A 16,104-nucleotide genomic window follows, 5' to 3' on the forward strand; every position below is an offset into this window, starting at 1 on the left:
TCTATTGGAAACGATACGATACGAAAAACGGCCCTGCACCGCTGCAGGCGGTCGCGATCGTGGTCTGCGCCGTCGCATCGAATGGCGCGAACAGATCGGCCGACGTAGCGCCGCCGGTGATGCGCAGCCCGTGCAGCGCCGGCACTTTCAGCCATGCGCCGCTGCACACGTCGGCGGGAGTCTGGCTGGTGACGGTGAAGAACGGGCCGTCCGTCGTAACCGTCAGCGCGCCCCCGTATGGATTGCGGTATCCGTTCGCAATGCGACTGTCCGGCGTGCCAAGTCCCAGCGCGAAGAGGCGCGCGGTGATGTCGACGCTGCCGGCCGGACCGTAAGGCGGCGCACCCGCATTCTCGTAGATGCTGCGTACGCCCTGCGCCAAGGTCGCGACTTGCTGTGTGAAGCGCTGCTCGCGCACGCGCGCGGCGCCGCGTTCGAACAGGCTGACCGATCCAACCGTCAGTACGGCGCCGACGGCGATCGCTAGCATCGCGTCGGTGGTGCTCCAGCCGGCGCGGCTTCGCATTACGGGGTGCAAACGATGCGATGCGCAGAGTCGACGCTGAGATATTGACCCGGCGAGCATCGCGGTACCAGCGCGACGTTGCGCCAGAAATTGCCAGGTACCGGTGGCCCTTCGGTGACGCAGACGACGGGATCGCCCTCCGCGACGCCCGCGATACGGCCCACCTGGTCGGAGCGGCAGATGCCGCCGACCGCGATACCATCCGGATTGAACTGCAGCGAATACCGCACCGTCACTTCATCCGCGCCGGTGATCGAATTTGCGTTCATCAGCAGCGACGTATGCATTGTCTGCGGCTCGGCGCCGGTGCCGGTGGAAAAACGATGGATGTAGTCGGCAAAGGCGCGGCTGTCGTCGACGCGCAACAGGGCGGCGACGTGACCTGCGCCCGGCGACGGCATGGTTGCGCCGTCATTGTAGCTCTGCAGATTGATCGACCAGCCGCCATACGCGCCATTGGCAAAGCCATTCGCTGCGACGATGCCGCCGTCGCTGGCATCCGCGCGCGTCGCGATTTCGGTTGCCCGGCTATCGCTGAGCTGCGTGCCGCCGCGCGTCAGAACCAACCCTTCGAGTTGGATGGGCGACGGTGTTTGCGCCGGGCCGGTTTTTTTGAGCCAGATCTCATAGGTCTGGCCGTGCACGTTGGTTTGCGCGAAGCCCGGCGGCAGCAGGCCGGAATCAACCAGCGAGAAATCCAGCCCCGGTATTGTGTTGGTCAACCCGAAGCGTACGGCGGAATTCGCCGGGCACGCCGTATGGATGATGCATTGGTTGGCAATCGCGCCGGTGATCGCGGCGAAGTTGCGCGTGATGACCGTCGAGATCGCCTGTTGCACCGTGCGCAAGCCCGCGGCCGCCGCGGCGTCGCGCGCATCGCGCGTCGTCTGCGTTTGGCGCCAGGCTAGAATTCCGAACACGACGGCGATCACCGCCATGGCGATCGCGCCTTCCAGAAACAGGCTGCCGCGGCGCGCGCGGCCGGCTTCATGGGACATTCTTGTCGCTCGGGTCGATGTTGTCGCGCACGGTCAGACGCACCGGGCGGCCGGTTGCGGCGGCGCTGGTGAGGACCGGTGTTGTCAGGTCGGCACGCTCGTCAGTGTCGATGCGCGTTTCGGCGATGCTCGACTCCCAGCCGACGCCGGCCAGGCCGGTATAGCCGACCGTCGCTGCAAGAAAGCGTCCGACGGCACCGCCGCCAACTGCGATCCCCGCGATCGTCGCGCCGTCGTCGCTGGTGCGCACGGTCCGGTCGCTGTCGATCACGCTGCGCCAGGCGCCTGCCTTCGCGTACGAGCTCGGCAAGATCGCGATGATCTGCGGGTCAGGAATTTCACCGGGCGGTGCGCCGCTGCGCGCGATGATTGCAGCCGCCTGGTGCCAATCGGCAAAGTTGCGCGCCAAGGCAAGCGCGCGCTGATCGCGCGGGCTGAGATTGCTCTCGCTGCCGAGGCGACCGACGTCGCGCCGTTCGTTCGCGGGCACACCACCGACAAGATCGGCGGCGATCACCACCGCCAGACCGCCCAGCAATGCGGCCCACGCCCACATGGTTCAGCGATAGACGAGGCGGATGGTGGTGACGCCACCGGCAACGCCGGCCGCGCAGGCATTGGTGATTCCGACTGGCGTGGCGGGGCAGGCGGAGGTGCCGCCCTCGATGCAAGCATTGCCGGCGGTGCCCGACACGACGCGCATCTGGCGCAGGTCGCTGGTGTTCAGGGTCGCGAGAATCGCGCTGCAATTCTCGACCGGGATGTTGGTTGCGGTAATCGCGAAGCCGTCGAGCATGCCGTTGACGACCCAGGAGCCGCCGAACGCATTACGTAGGCCGGTGCCGTTGTTCATTTCATTCAACAGCTGTTTCGACTTCACCAGAACCGGCGTCATATCGAACGCGGTCATGGTGGGCTGGCTTGCATCGCCCGACGCCCAATCGACGGTCGCATCGCCGTACGAGGCTTGGTTCTGATAAAAACTGCGCACCGATTGCACGATAATCGTGGCCTGGTTGGCCATCGTGCGCTCCGCCGTCTTCGACATCGCCTTGTTGAAGATCGTGATCGAGCCGATCAGGAACAGCGCGCCCGCGGTAATCGAAAGCAACGTGTCCATTGTGCCCAACGCACCGCGCCGCGTGCGCCGATGTCCAACAATGCGTACCGAATCCAAGCTGAACGTCATGGCTCCGCCTCCTGTGGCCGGCCGAACGCTAAGCGAAAGAGAGAAAATCTGCAATACAGAGAATTGCGCAATTACGGAACGATCGTAACAACAACGATATTCTTCTGGCCGCTGCTTTGGTCGCATCGCTGGCTAGCCCAGGCGGTATCAGCGGTGGCGCTGCCGACGCAGGTGCCGTTGACGCAGATCGTTTGCGCCCAATCGCGCGCCCGTCCGACGAGCGCGATGCACGAGCCCGGCGGCACCGTGTCCTGTGTGATGACGAAGGAGCCTGGGTCGGCGACGACCGTGAGTGCGCCACCAAAAGCATTGCGCAGCGTCGGCGCCGAACTGCTGTTGCGGTCGATCATGGCGGTTGGCAACAGGCCGCTGCCGATCAGTTCCGCCGTCATATCGGTCGCCGCATTGGTGGCGTAGCCGGTTCTGGTCGCGGCGAGCCGTTCCATTGCGCGCGTCACCGACTCAGTCCAGGCGATCGTCTGCGCGTCGCGGCGCTGGTCGAGAATTTTTCCGACGCCGATCGCGACCAGCGCCGCCATCAGCGCATAGACGGCAACATCCAGAAGTCGTTCGAGCATTCGTTTATGTCCTCGCGCTCGACTGGCTCACGCTGCCTAGATCCCCGCGCTGGCGCCAGCGGCGTCGGTGATCTGCATGATCAGGTCGAACAGCGAATAGGCGAGCCACAGCAGCATGGCGCCGGCCGCCATCATCGCGGCCTGATTCAAAATACCGGCGCGTTCCTTGACCGAGTCGACGGCTTCTTCGAGCCAATCGTCTGCGGTTTTCTGCAGCGCATCGTCGAACCCGCCCAGCACGCCATAGACATGCATGTCGTCGACAATCTGCTCGTCGGGGAAGCCGTGCCCAGCCAGCTCCATCGCCGGGCCGATATCCTGGCCGGCATGGATATGTACGTAGATCGCGTCGAGCCGTTCGCGCATCCAGGCGCGCGATCCGACGCGTAGCGTTTCCAGCGCTTCTTCGAGCGAGACTGCGCCACGCACCAGTGCCGCAAGCGCGAGCAGAAAGCCCGTGCCGGCCCAGAAGCGATAGAGGCTGTAGGGCGGCACGCGGTCGGCCTTGGTGCGCAAGGCGCCGGTCCAATTCGGCAGCGACCAGATGAACAGTGCGACGCAAAGAAACAGCCCGATCAGCATCGGAATGCCCCACTCGCGCATCAGATCACCGAATGCAGCGAAAGTTGCGGCCGAGCCCGTCCATCTCTCGCGCGGCAGCGCGGTCGCAAAGACCGGCACGATCGTGACCGACGCCAGCACCGCCAGCAGCGTGATCAGCGTGACGTAGAAGATGGGCAGGGACACGGCCTTGCGCACGGCGCGGGTGATTTCGCGGTTGCCGCGCGTCATTGCGATGACACCGCGGAACGCTTCGACCACGTGCCCCGAACGTTCGCCCGCTGCGATCATCATCTGCTCGGGGCCGGGCACCCATTCATGCAGCGCTTCGCGCAAATTCTGCCCGTCATCCACCGCACGCCGCCAATGAATCAACATCACCGCCAGCGGCCCGTCGGATCCCTGCATGCGAACGGCGCGGCGATGCACGGTGGCGAGCGCATCGGCGAGCGCGACGCCATTCTCCAACAGCCGCGCCAACTTGGCGTAGATGCGCGAACGGTCGTCGGCACGCACCAGATGATGCGCCTTCCACATCGTCCAGCGGCTGAACCGTTTGGGGCCGCGCCGCGCGCCTGCGCCAGGCGCGTCTGTTTGCGCGCGCACGCTCATGCGGCTGCAGCCGGCGTGTAGATTCGCGCCGAGGCCATCAAATCGCGGCGCGAGAGCGGCTGCATCGGGCCTAGCCGGGCAAGATACTCGGCCGGCTCGATCGTGCCTTCGATCATGCGGATCAGCGCGTGGTCGCGCATCGTGATGCCGCCCAGCCCTTCGATCCAATGACGTCGCGCCGCGACCGTGTCGGCTTCGCGCAGATGGCGCATCATGACTTCGTCGGGGACCACCATTTCCGCAATGACCGTCTGGCCGCGCACGCCGCGCACATAGGCCGAGCAATGCGGGCAACCGTGCGGGTTGCGCACGAACAGCAGCGACCGGTCGACGTCGACGCGTTTGAGGTTGGTGCGCACCGAGTCCGCCACCCAATTGCGCGAATCCGCTTCGGCGTAGGGCAGTTTGCAATCGCACAGCGTCTGCACCAGTCGCTGGCCGACCATGCCAACAACCACGGTTGGATCGGTCAGATCGTGCACTGCATCGCCGTGGAACACGGCCAGGCGTGGCACGATCGTGATCATGTCGGTGGCGTGCGTCGTGGTCAGGACTTTCTTGCCGGTCAGCGCGGCTTCAAGCACCAGCTCGCTCGATTCCTTGTCGCGCACTTCACCGATCATCAGCATGTCGGGATCGGAGCGCAGTGCGTTGCGCATCGCTTCGATATTCTTGGCGCGCCGTTCTTCGGGGGAGGTGCCTCCGATGACGAAGAATTGCAGCGCCCCGTCGATGACGCGCTCGGGCGGATCTTCGAAACAGATGATGTTGATCGAGTGGCCGGACTCGCGCAGCGCCTTGCGTACGGCCGTGTCCAAGGTCGTCGACTTACCGCTATTCACCTTGCCCGCGACATAGATGACGCCGGACGGGACCAGCATCATTTCGTCCCACAAAGCCTGCTGCTGCGGCAGAAAGCCGAGGCTTGCGAAGGTGCGCTCTTCGGCGCCGCGGTCGAGATAGAACAGGCGAATATCGAGGTGTCGGTCTTGTTTGATCAGCACGTTGAAATTCATGCGCACCGACTCGACCGTGTCGGGCATGCGCTTTTCGGGGCTGTTTTGGATCTGCCCGTTTTGAAATTGGCTTGGGCTGTGCGCGCCGGTTTTCGCGTCGCCGAAATTATACGCAGCGGTGATGAAGCGATGCGCGTATTCGGGCGCCCATTCGATCGGCTCGCCGTCGGACGTTTGTAAATCGACCATCGAACGAAAGACGCGGGCGCGGACCGACGCTTTCTTTGGTCCGACGATGACGTGAATGTCGCTGGCGCGCACTTTGGCGGCTTGCGCGATCAGCTGCAGCAGCTCGCGCTGCATGGTTGAGGTGCCTGCGTCGGCGCCTTCGCCGGCCGCGTTGTGCACCGCGCGCGCGATCTCTTCCATCGTGCAAAAGCGCGGTCGCGGCAGAATGCCTTTGAGCCGCGCCTGCTGCAGCACCGAGTTTACGTCCATGTCGTTGGCGTGCGCGCGGCTGACCAAGGTCGTGCCGTCGTCGAACACCGCGATCATCCGCGCGATCTCGCCCGAACATTCGATACGCCGTCCCGGGCCAGAGATCAGGCGCGGCGGGGAGCCTGCCGGCGACTCTTCGGCGGGGGCGAGCGGGATGGGCGCGTCGTCGGCCATGCGTGATCTATTGCAAATCAGAAAAGTAACGTAAATAGGCAATTATCATAATAGACAGATAAGACTCCAGCGGCTTGACTTCGGAAAATGTAACTACAATATTAGGCCACACGCCGCCGATTACGTTCGTCTGCAACGCAGCCAAGGATCGGTGGAACCGCGAGGTCCGCGGCGTCGGGTTTGCCCACGCGATTCCACTCTTTGCCGGCGCCGTCTGGGAGGTGGCTGACCGGCGCAAAGACTATGGGGAGTCGCGCATCACGGCGTACGGGCTGGTCGAAGGACGCCTGTACGTTTGCGTCTATACGGATCGTCAAGTCGGCGAACACGTGGTTCGTCGCATCATCAGCTTGCGCAAAGGAAATCGACGTGAGTGGCAAGCGTACCAAGATGAAAGTTCTAAGCCCGCCTGATCTGTCAAAGATCGACTGGACGCGTTTTGACGCGACCACCGACGAAGAAATTGCGCAGCAGATTGCAGACGATCCGGACACTGCACCGGAACTTACGGATGAAGAGTTTGCGCGCGGCGTATGGGTCCAGCCGCGCGGTAAAACACTGTTGTCGTTACGGATCGACGATGACGTGCTGGATGGATTCCGGCGTGACGGCGCCTTCTATCAGCAGCGTATCAACCAGGTGCTGCGCAATCACGCAGTCGCGCAAGGTTGGATCTCACCCGATCAAGCCAACGCGTCGCGCAAGCGCGGGCGGCCGCGCAAACCCAAGTAAGATTCAGTCGTTCGCGATCGGTCCGCTGAAATTCGCCTCCCACAAGGCGGCGAAGCGCGGATCCGCGTCCATGCGCTCGGCGATCGCGAATAGTTGCGGGCATTCGGCCGCGAACCACGGCCGGTTGGGACGCCAGCGTGTCATCACGCAGAGATAGAGATCGATCGCGCAGGGCCGCGCGCCGAGAAAGAACGGCGCTTGCGCTTCCTGCTCCATCACCCGGAACAGCATCTTGCGGCGTTCGTCGGTCGAATTGCGCAGCGCATCGCGCGCGCTTTCGGGCACCCATTTGGTCGGTACGTCGCCATAGGTGAAGGTCGGATAGACCGCGCCGACAAGCAGCACCAGAAACCGCAAGAACCGCGCCCGCTCCGGTGCCGTCGCAGTTGGAACGAGACCGCTGCCGGGCTTGCGGTCGCCGGCCCACAACATGATCGCGGCGCTTTCGGTCAGCACCGGACCGTCGTCGAGTACCAAGGTCGGCAATTGTTTGAGCGGATTGACCTGGCGCAACCGCTCCCAGCCTGCTTCGTCGCTCTCGGCAATCTCGACACGCGCATACGGCTCGCCGACCCAAAGCAGCGCAGCTTCGGCCAGTACGGAACCGTAGCCGGGCGTGGTCCAGAGTTGGTGCATTGAGTCCTCTTGCTCGTGTGACGCGCTGGCGCTTTGCGACTAGCAGCGTTAGATCGGGCAACCCAGAAGGGCAATCGAATGCAGACGCAAACCCTGATCATCTATGCATTGGTCGGCGCGATGGTCGTCGGACTCGCTGTGACGGCGCGCGTCATTCTCGGCCCGACGCCAGACGCGCGCGCCTATGGCGAGATGACCTATCGCGAAGGCAAAAACGAATATTACGGGAGCCGGTTGATCATTGTGCCGCTGCCGGAAGGGACTTACGCGGCTCTGCAACATGCGGATGGCATCGTGCATCCAGCCACGCTCGTTCCGGCGACGATTGCAAACGGCGAGATCGAGTTCTCTGAAGAAATCGGAGAGGTCGTGTTCCGGTTTCGCGGGAAGATCACGGACCGTGAAGTCGCGGGAACGCAAACGGGGACCAACGGTTTCAGCGCGAAGCTGCAGCTTCCTCGCGTTCCGTTCGTGCGTGGGAGTATCCCGGCGCGCGTGAATTCGGATCCGGCGTCAACCAAAACCGAGACTGGCCCCATTGCGGTGCAAGCCGCTGCGCAGCGCGAAGCGACAGCACGCGCTCAAGATAGCAGCGTCTGGCATTTCTACGCGCAAGGTACGCGGATGATCGTCCCGACGGCGGCGATGCTGCCGGGTGGGTTTCCGCAAGATATCGCGCCGGTCGTGACGGTCGATTTGCAGATGTTCGACGCCGCAGCGCAGGTCATCGCCGGACGGCTTTCGGCTGCGATGTTTCGCGTGGCGCAGCGCACCGGCCCCGAGCTGCTTTCTGCGGCGGCCGGCGCGGCGAATTGGAATGCATTCACGGCCAAATGGGGCGCATGGCGCGTGACGCGAAACGACAGCGGTTACGTCGCAGCACGCATGACTCCGAGTTTACCGGGCGGCTGGCGAATGTGGTTCGACGAGTACAAGCTCGGCGTCACACCTGCGGAAGCGGCCGCTGCGCTGATCAAATTGCAGATCGCGCAGGACGTATCTCGCGCGCAATAAAAAGGCGGCCCGGAAATCCGGACCGCCTTTTTTAGAACAGCGCGTGCGCGGTTGCGATCAGCTCGCCAACCGCTTTTCCAATGCGTCGATCTGGTCGTTCAGTTCCGCCGGCAGCTTGTCGCCGAAGCCCGCGAAGAAGGCGCGCACTTGCGGCAGCTGTGCTTTCCACGCGGCACGGTCGACATGCAGCAGCTCGTCGATCGTCTTCGCATCGATGTCGAGCCCGTCGAGCGGCAACGCGCCTTTCGCGGGCACTTTGCCGACCGGCGTGTCGATCGCGGCGGCCTTGTCGTCGCAACGATCGAAAATCCAAGCCAGCACACGCGAATTATCGCCGAAGCCCGGCCACATGAAGCGGCCGTCGGCGTCTTTGCGGAACCAGTTCACAGTGAAGATCTTCGGCAGCTTCGCGCCGGGCTTGGCGCCCAGCTTCAGCCAATGCGCGAAGTAGTCGCCCATGTGATAGCCGCAGAAGGGCAGCATCGCCATCGGATCGAAACGCAACGTGCCGACGACGCCTTCGGCGGCGGCGGTCATCTCGCTCGAGATCTGCGCCGCCATCGCGACGCCGTGCGACCAGTCGAACGATTCCGTCACCAGCGGCACCGTCGTCGAACGACGGCCGCCGAACAGAAACGCGTCGATCGGCACGCCAGCAGGATCTTCCCATTCCGGCGCAATCGACGGGCAGCGCGATGCCGGCGTCGTGAAGCGCGCGTTGGGATGGGCCGCAGGTTTGCCATTGCCCGGCGCCCACGGATTGCCGAGCCAATCGATCAGCTGCGCCGGCGGTTGCTTCGACATGCCTTCCCACCAGACGTCGCCATCGAGCGTCGCGGCGCAGTTGGTGAAGATCGAGTCGGCAGCGACGGTTTCGATCGCGTTCGGATTGGTGTTGCGTCCCGTACCGGGCGCGACGCCGAAGAAGCCCGCTTCCGGATTGACGGCATAAAGACGTCCGTCGGCGCCGAAGCGCATCCAAGCAATGTCGTCGCCGATGGTTTCGACCTTCCAACCCGGCAGAGTCGGAATCAGCATCGCGAGATTGGTTTTGCCGCAAGCGCTCGGGAACGCGCCGGTGACGTACTTCACGCGACCATCGGGTGCGGTGAGTTTCAGCACCAGCATATGTTCGGCGAGCCAGCCGCCGTCGCGCGCCATCACGCTGGCGATGCGCAGCGCGAAACATTTCTTGCCCAGCAGTGCGTTGCCGCCATAGCCCGAACCGTACGACCAGATCTCGCGCGTTTCGGGGAAATGCACGATCCATTTTTCGTCGGGCGCGCACGGCCATGCGACGTCGGCCTGGCCGTCTTCGAGCGGCGCACCGACCGAATGCATGCACGGAACGAAGTCGCCGTTGGTGCCCAGCCGTTCCAGCGCCGGTGCGCCCATGCGCGTCATCAGCCGCATCGACACGGCGACATACGGACTGTCGGTCAGTTCGACGCCGACTTCGGCCAGCGGCGAATGCGCCGGACCCATCACGAACGGCACGACATACATCGTGCGGCCGCGCATCGAGCCCGCGAAGAGTTCGTTCAGCTTGCTGCGCGTGCTGGCGGGATCACGCCAATTGTTGGTCGGGCCGGCATCATCGGCCGACGCCGAGCAGATGAAGGTGCGATCTTCGACGCGCGCGACGTCGCGCGGATCGGACAGCGCCAGGAAAGAATTGGGTCGCTTGGCCTGATCGAGTTTGCGGAACGTGCCGCTTTCCACCAGCCGCGCGCACAGCTCGTCGTATTCGGCCTGACTGCCGTCGCACCAATGAATGTTTTCGGGCTGCGTCAACGCAGCCATCGATTGGACCCAATCGATCAGGCGCGCATGTCGCGTCGGGATGATGCTTCGCTGCATCGGCGCGGCAATTCCTCTTGTATGGCGAGGCATCGCAACTTGCTGTTCGAGGTGCATGGCCCCCGGAACGGCGGCGCTGCCCCGCTGGTTCTTGGATCCGCGTTCGAGGCGGATCGATTTTTTGAACGAACGCACCGCTTACGAAACGCAGGGCTTTGGGGGCAACAGCGAAGGGCTCAAAGCCGGACATGACACCGGTAGACAAAGACACGATGCGTCGATTTGCGCTGCAGTGCGCTGCAGCAACCGCTTTTGTCGCCCAAACCAATCACGATTTTGGGAAATTGGCCTGACCAACTTATGCGCGATCGCTGGTCGACATGTGCGTTCGATTGGAAGTGGCGCACCCGACAGGATTCGAACCTGTGACCTCTGCCTTCGGAGGGCAGCGCTCTATCCAGCTGAGCTACGGGTGCCGGGCCTTTTCAGGCGGCGCGGACCCTACCGCAGCGGTTGCGGCGTTGCCAGGGGCCCGTCTTCGGCCGGCCGGCGGCGGCGCGCCATGATCACCATCGGATCGCTGGGATCGACCATGAGCTGAAAGCCGAATCCGCTCAGCAAGGTCAGCATTGGCCGGTTGTTGCGCCAGACCAGGGCCCAAATGTCGCGAACACCGGCACGGTCGGCTTCGGCAAGCAGCGCCTGGGTCAGCACGCGGCCGACGCCGCGCCGCTGCCAGTCGTGCCGTACGATCAGCGCCAGTTCCGCCTCTTTGCTGGGCGCTGACTCCATCGCCAGCCGCGCGATGCCATACGCATCGAGCGGCCCATCGGCGCCCGGCAGCGGCAACGCCACCAGGGCCAGTTCGCGCGTGTGATCGTAATTCGACAGGCGTTCGACCAGCTCGTCCGGTAGCGCCGGCAGCGATTCAAAGAAGCGGTTGCGCAGATCGTCCTCGGTCGCGTGCGCGAAGTTGGCGTGAAACAGCGGTGCGTCCTGCGGCACCACCGGACGCACGTGGATCTGCGTGCCGTCAGGCAGCGCAATCACCCGGTCGTCTGGATCCGCTTGCGTCAACACAGCGCTGGCGATGTTGCGCCGGCCTGACCTGGGCGTCGAGCGCAGATGCTGGCACGGTGGCGCCCATGCAAATCATCACCATTCTGCGCCACACCTTCGCCGCGCACGCGCGCACCTTGATCGGCGCAGTAATCGGCGCGGCGGTCGGCTTGGCATTGCCCGATGCGTTGGGCTGGCCAAGCCGTGCCTTGTTGGGCTGGGACGTGTTCTGCGCCGTGTCCTTGGCGCTGATTGCGTCGCTGCTTCGCTGTGGGCCGGACATGTTGCGCGAACGTGCGCGTCGCGAAGACGAAGGCCGTTTCATCATTCTGGGATTGCTGCTGGTCGCGGCCTTGGCGAGTTCGGTCGCAATCGGCTTTGCGATCCGTCCCGCCGACAAGATTCACGGCCCAGAATTGGCGCTCTATATCGTCGAAACCGCGGGCACGATCTTGTTGAGCTGGTTGCTGATGCAAACGCTGTTCGCGCTGCATTACGCGCGCGACTGGTACGCGCACGAGAATGCGGCCAAGAAACACCCGACCAAGCAAAAGAATCCGCCGCTGGAATTTCCCGGCGATACGCTGCCGGACTTCAGCGACTTTCTCTATTTCGCGGTCACGATCGGCATGACGTTCCAGACCAGCGACGTTACCGTCCATGCGCGCAACATGCGCCGGATTGTGTTGGCGCATGCGGTGATCGCATTCTTCTACAATACCGGCATCGTCGCGCTGTCGATCAACATCGTCGCCGGCTTGCTGCACTAACGAAAAAGGCCCGGCGTGACGCCGGGCCTTTGTTTGTCTGCGTCGGCGTTACGCCCAGTCGTCGCTGCCGCCGCTATCGAACGAGTCACTGCTGTCGCTCGCTGTGTCGAAATCCGAGCTGCTGCTGCCGCCGCTCGAACGATCGTCGAGGAAGCGATCGCCGCCGCCGCCAGCACCGCTGTCGCCGTAATAGTTGTTGACCACGGTTTCACCGAGGCCCGGCGTCGACGATACGCCCTGCGCGAAGGCCTGGTGTCCGCCGAACATCGACGACAGACCCTGAAACAACAGCGCGCCACCAGCGATGCCGACCGCAGTCGTTGCGGCCGAACGCAGGAACGAAGGCTGTTGTCCTTGCGGCGCGAAGGCCTGGGCCTGCGGCGCATATTGCGGCTGTTGCTGTTGCGGCGCTGCGCCCCACGGGCCCGCAGCGGGTGCCGGCTGCGCTGCGCGTGCAGCGCCGCCGCCTAGCAAGCCGCCCAGGAAACTTCCGCCGCCGCTCTGCTGCGGCTGCGCGGCCTGACGTTCGAGCTCCTGGATGCGCTGCTGCGCCTGGTTCAGTGCGAAGTCCTGCATCAGCACCGTCTGCGCCAACAGATAGGGCGCGTCCGGCACAAGTCGCACGGCGTCGCGGATCAGCTGCTCCGCCTCGGCATCTTTCTGCTGCGGCGGGGCCGCGCGTAGACGGTCGACCAAGTTGGTCAGCAGGTCGCGTTCCTGCGGGGTCATGGATTGCTCCGATGGAAAGAGGATGCGGTCCGGCCTTAGGTAGGAACGCACAAGGCCTGGTGCAACGCGTCTTGGCAAGTGCGCTATCGGCGCGTTAGATTTTATCCCAATGCGCCATTACGCACTTATCTTGTTTCTAGCTATTCCGTCATGGGCTGCGGCTGCCGACGATTTCACGTCGGTTGCGGGCATGGTTCTGTGCCGCGGCAAGCCCCAGCTCGCTGAAGCGGCCCAGGCGACCGCACGGCACGACCAGGCCTGGCTCGGCGCGATCAAAGGTTGTCGCCGGATCGAGGCCGGCGCCCGCGTGATCGAAGTGGCGTTCGACCGCAAGCTGCATGCAGCCAAAGTGCGGGTCCTTTGGCCGGATCAACGGACCGAGCTGGGCTGGACCTTCGCCCAATATGTCCGACGCTAAACCGCCCGCAGAAATCCCGTCTGGGTCTTTGTGCGGAACGTGCTAGCTGACTCGCATGCCCGAACCGAAAAAAGGGGCGGTGGTCATTACCGGTGCTGCCGGTGACCTCGGCTCACATCTGGTCAGCAAATATGCCGAAGACGGTTTCACCGTCATCGCTGCGGATATCGAACCCGTCGCGAAGCGCGAACGCGTCGTTCCGCTGGTGGTGGACATCACCGATCGCGAAGCGGTGTTTGCGCTGGCGGCGCGCGCCGCCGATCAAGCTGGCGGACTTGTCAGCTGGATCAACAGCGCCGGCATTTTCGTGCCGACCGATATTGCCGAAGCCGACGAAGCCAATTGGCATCGGACGATTGCGGTCAATCTGACCGGCACGTTTTTCGGTTGCGCGGCGGCGTTTGAAGTCATGCGCAACGAAGGCGGCGGACGCATCGTCAATCTTGGCGCAGTAGCAGGACGGCGCGGTGGGTTGGACGTGCATCCTGCGTGGGCGGCATCGAAAGAAGGCGTGCACGCGTTGACGCGTGTGTATGCGGCGGCCGGCGCGCCGCACGGAATTCTCGTCAACGCGGTTGCGCCGGGGCTGATTGAAAGTCAGGCGACGCAACTCTTCGCCGACGAAGATCGCGAACGTCTCACCGAATCTCATCCGCTCAAGCGTCTCGCGCATATCGAGGAGGTTGCGGCCGCGGTGCGTTTCCTGACATCGCCCGAAGCGAGCTACGTCAACGGCACGATTCTGACGGTCGATGGCGGCGCCAACGTCGGGCACTAGAAATTTGGCGCGTGCGTGCAACATGGTTTGCATGCGCATCACCCTTGGTTTGCTGCTGACCACATCACTCTGGGTTTTGCCTGCGACGGCGCAGACGGTGCAGGTCGACGCCGCCCCTTGGTCGCCGGGCGGCGGTCCAGTGCGGGTGGCACCGACCGATCTTGGCCAAACCCCGTCGGCACAAAAACAGGCGCCGCTGCGCAAGGCGCATTCGCACCTGCACCCAGGCGACGCGCAACGCCGCCAGGACGAGCGCGATCTGGCCGACGGATTGGCCGCGCAAAGCTTGTCGAATGCCGAAGCCGCGCAAATGACGCAGAAGCTGCAGCGCGAGATCCTAAACCAGCAATATTCGAACGAGATGCGGGCCGATCAGGCCGAACGCGATCGTGCCGCGCTGCAAATGCAGCTCACCCAGCCGCAACCAATTTTCATCGTACCGCCCGGCGTCATTCCGAAGCGGTAGCGGCTCTTGCACCGCGCGGCAGTTGCAAGACCGCGCGCGGGGGCTATCGTACGCGCCATTCCGATTACGCCAACTTTTGAGGCATGAGAGCGATGACGCGCGCCATCCATCACTGGATCAACGGCAAGGAAGTCCCGGGCAAGTCCGGCCGCACCGGTGAAGTGTTCGACCCCGCCACCGGCGAAGTGCAGGCGCATGTCGATTATGCCAGCACCGAAGAAGTCGACGCCGCAGTGCAAGCTGCTGCTGCTGCATTCCCGGCCTGGTCGGCGCAGTCGCCGCTGAAGCGCGCGCGCATCATGTTCGCGTTCAAAGCGCTGGTCGAAGCCAATCTCGACAAGCTGGCGAAGGCGATCACCAGCGAGCACGGCAAGACATTGCCGGATTCGAAGGGCGAAATTGGCCGCGGCCTCGAAGTCGTCGAATTCGCGTGCGGCATCCCGCATCTGCTGAAAGGTGATTTCACCGATCAGGTCGGCACTGGCATCGATTCATATTCGATGCGCCAGCCGCTGGGCGTCGTCGGCTGCATCACGCCGTTCAACTTCCCGGCGATGGTGCCGATGTGGATGGTGCCGTTGGCGCTGGCCTGCGGCAACACGGTGGTGTTGAAGCCGAGCGAGCGCGATCCGTCGCTGGCCAACATGCTGGCGAAGCTGTTCCAGGAAGCGGGCCTGCCCGACGGTTGCTTCAACGTCGTGCACGGCGACAAGCCGGCCGTCGATGGTCTGCTGCATCACCCGGTCGTGCAGGCGATGTCGTTCGTCGGTTCGACGCCGATTGCTGAATATGTCTATGCGACCGCAACCGCGCACGGAAAGCGTGCGCAATGTTTCGGTGGCGCCAAGAACCACATGATCATTATGCCGGACGCTGATCTCGATCAGGCGGCCGATGCGTTGATCGGTGCGGGTTACGGTTCGGCCGGCGAACGTTGCATGGCGATTTCGGTAGCGGTGCCGGTCGGGGAAAAGACTGCCGACGCGCTGGTCGAACGTCTGGCGCCGCGCGTGCGCGGATTGAAAGTCGGTCACGGCCTCGATCCCGAAGCTGAATTCGGTCCGCTGGTCACCAAACAGCATCTCGAAAAAGTGCGCGGCTATGTCGAGCACGGCATCAAAGAAGGCGCCAAGCTCGTCGTCGACGGTCGCAACTTCACCGCGCAGGGCTACGAAAACGGCTTCTATATGGGCGGCTGCCTGTTCGACAACGTCACCACCGATATGAAGATCTACAAGGAAGAGATCTTCGGTCCGGTTCTGTCGGTGGCGCGTGCCAACGACTTCGAACAGGCGGTTGGCTGGGTGAACAAGCACGAATTCGGCAACGGCACCGCGATCTTCACGCGCGACGGCGACGCGGCGCGTGAATATGCCAGCCGCATTCAGGTCGGCATGGTCGGCGTCAACGTGCCGATCCCGGTGCCGATGGCCTATCACTCGTTCGGCGGCTGGAAGCGTTCGTCGTTCGGCGATCACAATATGTACGGCGCTGAAAGCGTGCGCTTCTACACGCGCGTCAAAACCATCACGGCGCGTTGGCCGACCGGCGTGCGCAGCGGCGCCGAATTCAACTTCGCGTCACGCGGGCACTAAAGCGCCGCTTGCGGT

General features: G+C 63.8%; 19 protein-coding genes and 1 tRNA gene. 8 read left to right on the forward strand and 12 right to left on the reverse strand.

Translation table 11 applies throughout. The features are described from left to right. Position 1: 1 nt before the first annotated feature. The 7 genes from TMPK1_RS17725 to TMPK1_RS17755 form a co-directional block, all read right to left on the reverse strand. Positions 2 to 526 carry a hypothetical protein gene (locus TMPK1_RS17725; protein ID WP_420244704.1) on the reverse strand — a complete coding sequence of 175 codons (525 nt, stop codon included), beginning with the start codon at positions 524 to 526 and terminating at the stop codon, positions 2 to 4. Then, complete coding sequence (gene pilV, locus TMPK1_RS17730; RefSeq protein WP_420244705.1) at positions 526 to 1,524, reverse strand: shufflon system plasmid conjugative transfer pilus tip adhesin PilV; 999 nt, start codon at positions 1,522 to 1,524, stop codon at positions 526 to 528. The genes TMPK1_RS17725 and pilV overlap by 1 nt, the downstream gene beginning before the upstream one ends. Continuing rightward, entirely contained in the window at positions 1,514 to 2,080 is a 567-nt protein-coding gene (locus tag TMPK1_RS17735) for a hypothetical protein (RefSeq protein ID WP_420244706.1), read from the reverse strand. The genes pilV and TMPK1_RS17735 overlap by 11 nt, the downstream gene beginning before the upstream one ends. Before the next feature lie 3 nt (positions 2,081 to 2,083). Then, the gene (locus TMPK1_RS17740; protein ID WP_420244708.1) at positions 2,084 to 2,713 is read right to left on the reverse strand and encodes a hypothetical protein; all 630 of its coding nucleotides are present in this window, start codon (positions 2,711 to 2,713) and stop codon (positions 2,084 to 2,086) included. Between the two features lie 71 nt (positions 2,714 to 2,784). Further along, a complete protein-coding gene (locus TMPK1_RS17745; protein WP_420244710.1) occupies positions 2,785 to 3,291 on the reverse strand; it encodes a type 4 pilus major pilin in 507 nt (168 codons plus the stop codon). A 36-nt stretch (positions 3,292 to 3,327) separates the two neighbouring features. After that, positions 3,328 to 4,464, reverse strand: coding sequence for a type II secretion system F family protein (locus TMPK1_RS17750; RefSeq protein ID WP_420244712.1), 1,137 nt, complete (start codon positions 4,462 to 4,464; stop codon positions 3,328 to 3,330). Beyond that, positions 4,461 to 6,092, reverse strand: a complete 1,632-nt coding sequence (locus TMPK1_RS17755) for a GspE/PulE family protein (RefSeq protein ID WP_420244713.1) — start codon at positions 6,090 to 6,092, stop codon at positions 4,461 to 4,463. The genes TMPK1_RS17750 and TMPK1_RS17755 overlap by 4 nt, the downstream gene beginning before the upstream one ends. Before the next feature lie 74 nt (positions 6,093 to 6,166). Between TMPK1_RS17755 and TMPK1_RS17760 the strand changes: the two genes are divergently transcribed. Beyond that, the gene (locus TMPK1_RS17760; protein ID WP_420244714.1) at positions 6,167 to 6,505 is read left to right on the forward strand and encodes a BrnT family toxin; all 339 of its coding nucleotides are present in this window, start codon (positions 6,167 to 6,169) and stop codon (positions 6,503 to 6,505) included. Continuing rightward, positions 6,462 to 6,824, forward strand: coding sequence for a BrnA antitoxin family protein (locus tag TMPK1_RS17765; protein WP_420244715.1), 363 nt, complete (start codon positions 6,462 to 6,464; stop codon positions 6,822 to 6,824). Before TMPK1_RS17760 ends, TMPK1_RS17765 begins: the two co-directional genes overlap by 44 nt. A gap of 3 nt (positions 6,825 to 6,827) precedes the next feature. On the opposite strand, the gene TMPK1_RS17770 is transcribed toward TMPK1_RS17765, so the two are convergent. Beyond that, positions 6,828 to 7,460 (reverse strand): glutathione S-transferase family protein, encoded by a 633-nt coding sequence (locus tag TMPK1_RS17770; protein ID WP_420244716.1) that lies wholly within the window; start codon positions 7,458 to 7,460, stop codon positions 6,828 to 6,830. Between the two features lie 192 nt (positions 7,461 to 7,652). On the opposite strand from TMPK1_RS17770, the gene TMPK1_RS17775 reads away from it, so the two are divergent. Beyond that, positions 7,653 to 8,474: a hypothetical protein gene (locus TMPK1_RS17775; RefSeq protein WP_420244718.1), complete on the forward strand. Its 822-nt coding sequence runs from the start codon at positions 7,653 to 7,655 to the stop codon at positions 8,472 to 8,474. Positions 8,475 to 8,531: 57 nt separating this feature from the next. Here TMPK1_RS17775 and TMPK1_RS17780 read toward each other — a convergent pair whose 3' ends face one another. From TMPK1_RS17780 to TMPK1_RS17790, 3 genes are all read right to left on the reverse strand, one after another. Further along, positions 8,532 to 10,334, reverse strand: coding sequence for a phosphoenolpyruvate carboxykinase (GTP) (locus tag TMPK1_RS17780; protein WP_420244719.1), 1,803 nt, complete (start codon positions 10,332 to 10,334; stop codon positions 8,532 to 8,534). A 339-nt stretch (positions 10,335 to 10,673) separates the two neighbouring features. Beyond that, a tRNA-Arg gene (locus TMPK1_RS17785) sits at positions 10,674 to 10,750 on the reverse strand. 25 nt (positions 10,751 to 10,775) lie between these two features. Then, complete coding sequence (locus tag TMPK1_RS17790) at positions 10,776 to 11,354, reverse strand: GNAT family N-acetyltransferase (protein ID WP_420244720.1); 579 nt, start codon at positions 11,352 to 11,354, stop codon at positions 10,776 to 10,778. Between the two features lie 65 nt (positions 11,355 to 11,419). Here TMPK1_RS17790 and TMPK1_RS17795 point away from each other — a divergent pair, with 65 nt between their 5' ends. Beyond that, positions 11,420 to 12,103, forward strand: coding sequence for a DUF1345 domain-containing protein (locus tag TMPK1_RS17795; protein ID WP_420244721.1), 684 nt, complete (start codon positions 11,420 to 11,422; stop codon positions 12,101 to 12,103). A 48-nt stretch (positions 12,104 to 12,151) separates the two neighbouring features. On the opposite strand, the gene TMPK1_RS17800 is transcribed toward TMPK1_RS17795, so the two are convergent. Further along, a complete protein-coding gene (locus TMPK1_RS17800; RefSeq protein WP_420244722.1) occupies positions 12,152 to 12,832 on the reverse strand; it encodes a DUF2076 domain-containing protein in 681 nt (226 codons plus the stop codon). A gap of 109 nt (positions 12,833 to 12,941) precedes the next feature. On the opposite strand from TMPK1_RS17800, the gene TMPK1_RS17805 reads away from it, so the two are divergent. The 4 genes from TMPK1_RS17805 to TMPK1_RS17820 all read left to right on the forward strand — a co-directional run bounded on the left by TMPK1_RS17805 (position 12,942) and on the right by TMPK1_RS17820 (position 16,089). Then, positions 12,942 to 13,250, forward strand: coding sequence for a hypothetical protein (locus tag TMPK1_RS17805; protein ID WP_420244723.1), 309 nt, complete (start codon positions 12,942 to 12,944; stop codon positions 13,248 to 13,250). A gap of 55 nt (positions 13,251 to 13,305) precedes the next feature. Beyond that, positions 13,306 to 14,028: an SDR family NAD(P)-dependent oxidoreductase gene (locus TMPK1_RS17810; RefSeq protein WP_420244724.1), complete on the forward strand. Its 723-nt coding sequence runs from the start codon at positions 13,306 to 13,308 to the stop codon at positions 14,026 to 14,028. A gap of 31 nt (positions 14,029 to 14,059) precedes the next feature. After that, positions 14,060 to 14,494 (forward strand): hypothetical protein, encoded by a 435-nt coding sequence (locus TMPK1_RS17815; protein WP_420244725.1) that lies wholly within the window; start codon positions 14,060 to 14,062, stop codon positions 14,492 to 14,494. 92 nt (positions 14,495 to 14,586) lie between these two features. Further along, positions 14,587 to 16,089 (forward strand): CoA-acylating methylmalonate-semialdehyde dehydrogenase, encoded by a 1,503-nt coding sequence (locus TMPK1_RS17820; protein ID WP_420244726.1) that lies wholly within the window; start codon positions 14,587 to 14,589, stop codon positions 16,087 to 16,089. The last annotated feature ends 15 nt before the right edge of the window (positions 16,090 to 16,104 follow it).

The sequence above is a fragment of the Roseiterribacter gracilis genome (assembly GCA_018332375.1).
In the GTDB taxonomy this organism is placed as follows: Bacteria; Pseudomonadota; Alphaproteobacteria; order BOG-932; family Roseiterribacteraceae; genus Roseiterribacter; species Roseiterribacter gracilis.

What these genes read in the sequence shown, in the direction of transcription:
- TMPK1_RS17750 (WP_420244712.1), bottom strand. Translation starts at nt 4,464, where the DNA reads ATGAGCGTGCGCGCGCAAACAGACGCGCCTGGCGCAGGCGCGCGGCGC.
- pilV (WP_420244705.1), bottom strand. Translation starts at nt 1,524, where the DNA reads ATGTCCCATGAAGCCGGCCGCGCGCGCCGCGGCAGCCTGTTTCTGGAA.
- TMPK1_RS17725 (WP_420244704.1), bottom strand. Translation starts at nt 526, where the DNA reads ATGCGAAGCCGCGCCGGCTGGAGCACCACCGACGCGATGCTAGCGATC.
- TMPK1_RS17775 (WP_420244718.1), top strand. Translation starts at nt 7,653, where the DNA reads ATGACCTATCGCGAAGGCAAAAACGAATATTACGGGAGCCGGTTGATC.
- TMPK1_RS17805 (WP_420244723.1), top strand. Translation starts at nt 12,942, where the DNA reads ATGCGCCATTACGCACTTATCTTGTTTCTAGCTATTCCGTCATGGGCT.
- TMPK1_RS17735 (WP_420244706.1), bottom strand. Translation starts at nt 2,080, where the DNA reads ATGTGGGCGTGGGCCGCATTGCTGGGCGGTCTGGCGGTGGTGATCGCC.
- TMPK1_RS17810 (WP_420244724.1), top strand. Translation starts at nt 13,306, where the DNA reads ATGCCCGAACCGAAAAAAGGGGCGGTGGTCATTACCGGTGCTGCCGGT.
- TMPK1_RS17800 (WP_420244722.1), bottom strand. Translation starts at nt 12,832, where the DNA reads ATGACCCCGCAGGAACGCGACCTGCTGACCAACTTGGTCGACCGTCTA.
- TMPK1_RS17820 (WP_420244726.1), top strand. Translation starts at nt 14,587, where the DNA reads ATGACGCGCGCCATCCATCACTGGATCAACGGCAAGGAAGTCCCGGGC.
- TMPK1_RS17755 (WP_420244713.1), bottom strand. Translation starts at nt 6,092, where the DNA reads ATGGCCGACGACGCGCCCATCCCGCTCGCCCCCGCCGAAGAGTCGCCG.
- TMPK1_RS17770 (WP_420244716.1), bottom strand. Translation starts at nt 7,460, where the DNA reads ATGCACCAACTCTGGACCACGCCCGGCTACGGTTCCGTACTGGCCGAA.
- TMPK1_RS17740 (WP_420244708.1), bottom strand. Translation starts at nt 2,713, where the DNA reads ATGACGTTCAGCTTGGATTCGGTACGCATTGTTGGACATCGGCGCACG.
- TMPK1_RS17745 (WP_420244710.1), bottom strand. Translation starts at nt 3,291, where the DNA reads ATGCTCGAACGACTTCTGGATGTTGCCGTCTATGCGCTGATGGCGGCG.
- TMPK1_RS17815 (WP_420244725.1), top strand. Translation starts at nt 14,060, where the DNA reads ATGCGCATCACCCTTGGTTTGCTGCTGACCACATCACTCTGGGTTTTG.
- TMPK1_RS17780 (WP_420244719.1), bottom strand. Translation starts at nt 10,334, where the DNA reads ATGCAGCGAAGCATCATCCCGACGCGACATGCGCGCCTGATCGATTGG.
- TMPK1_RS17795 (WP_420244721.1), top strand. Translation starts at nt 11,420, where the DNA reads ATGCAAATCATCACCATTCTGCGCCACACCTTCGCCGCGCACGCGCGC.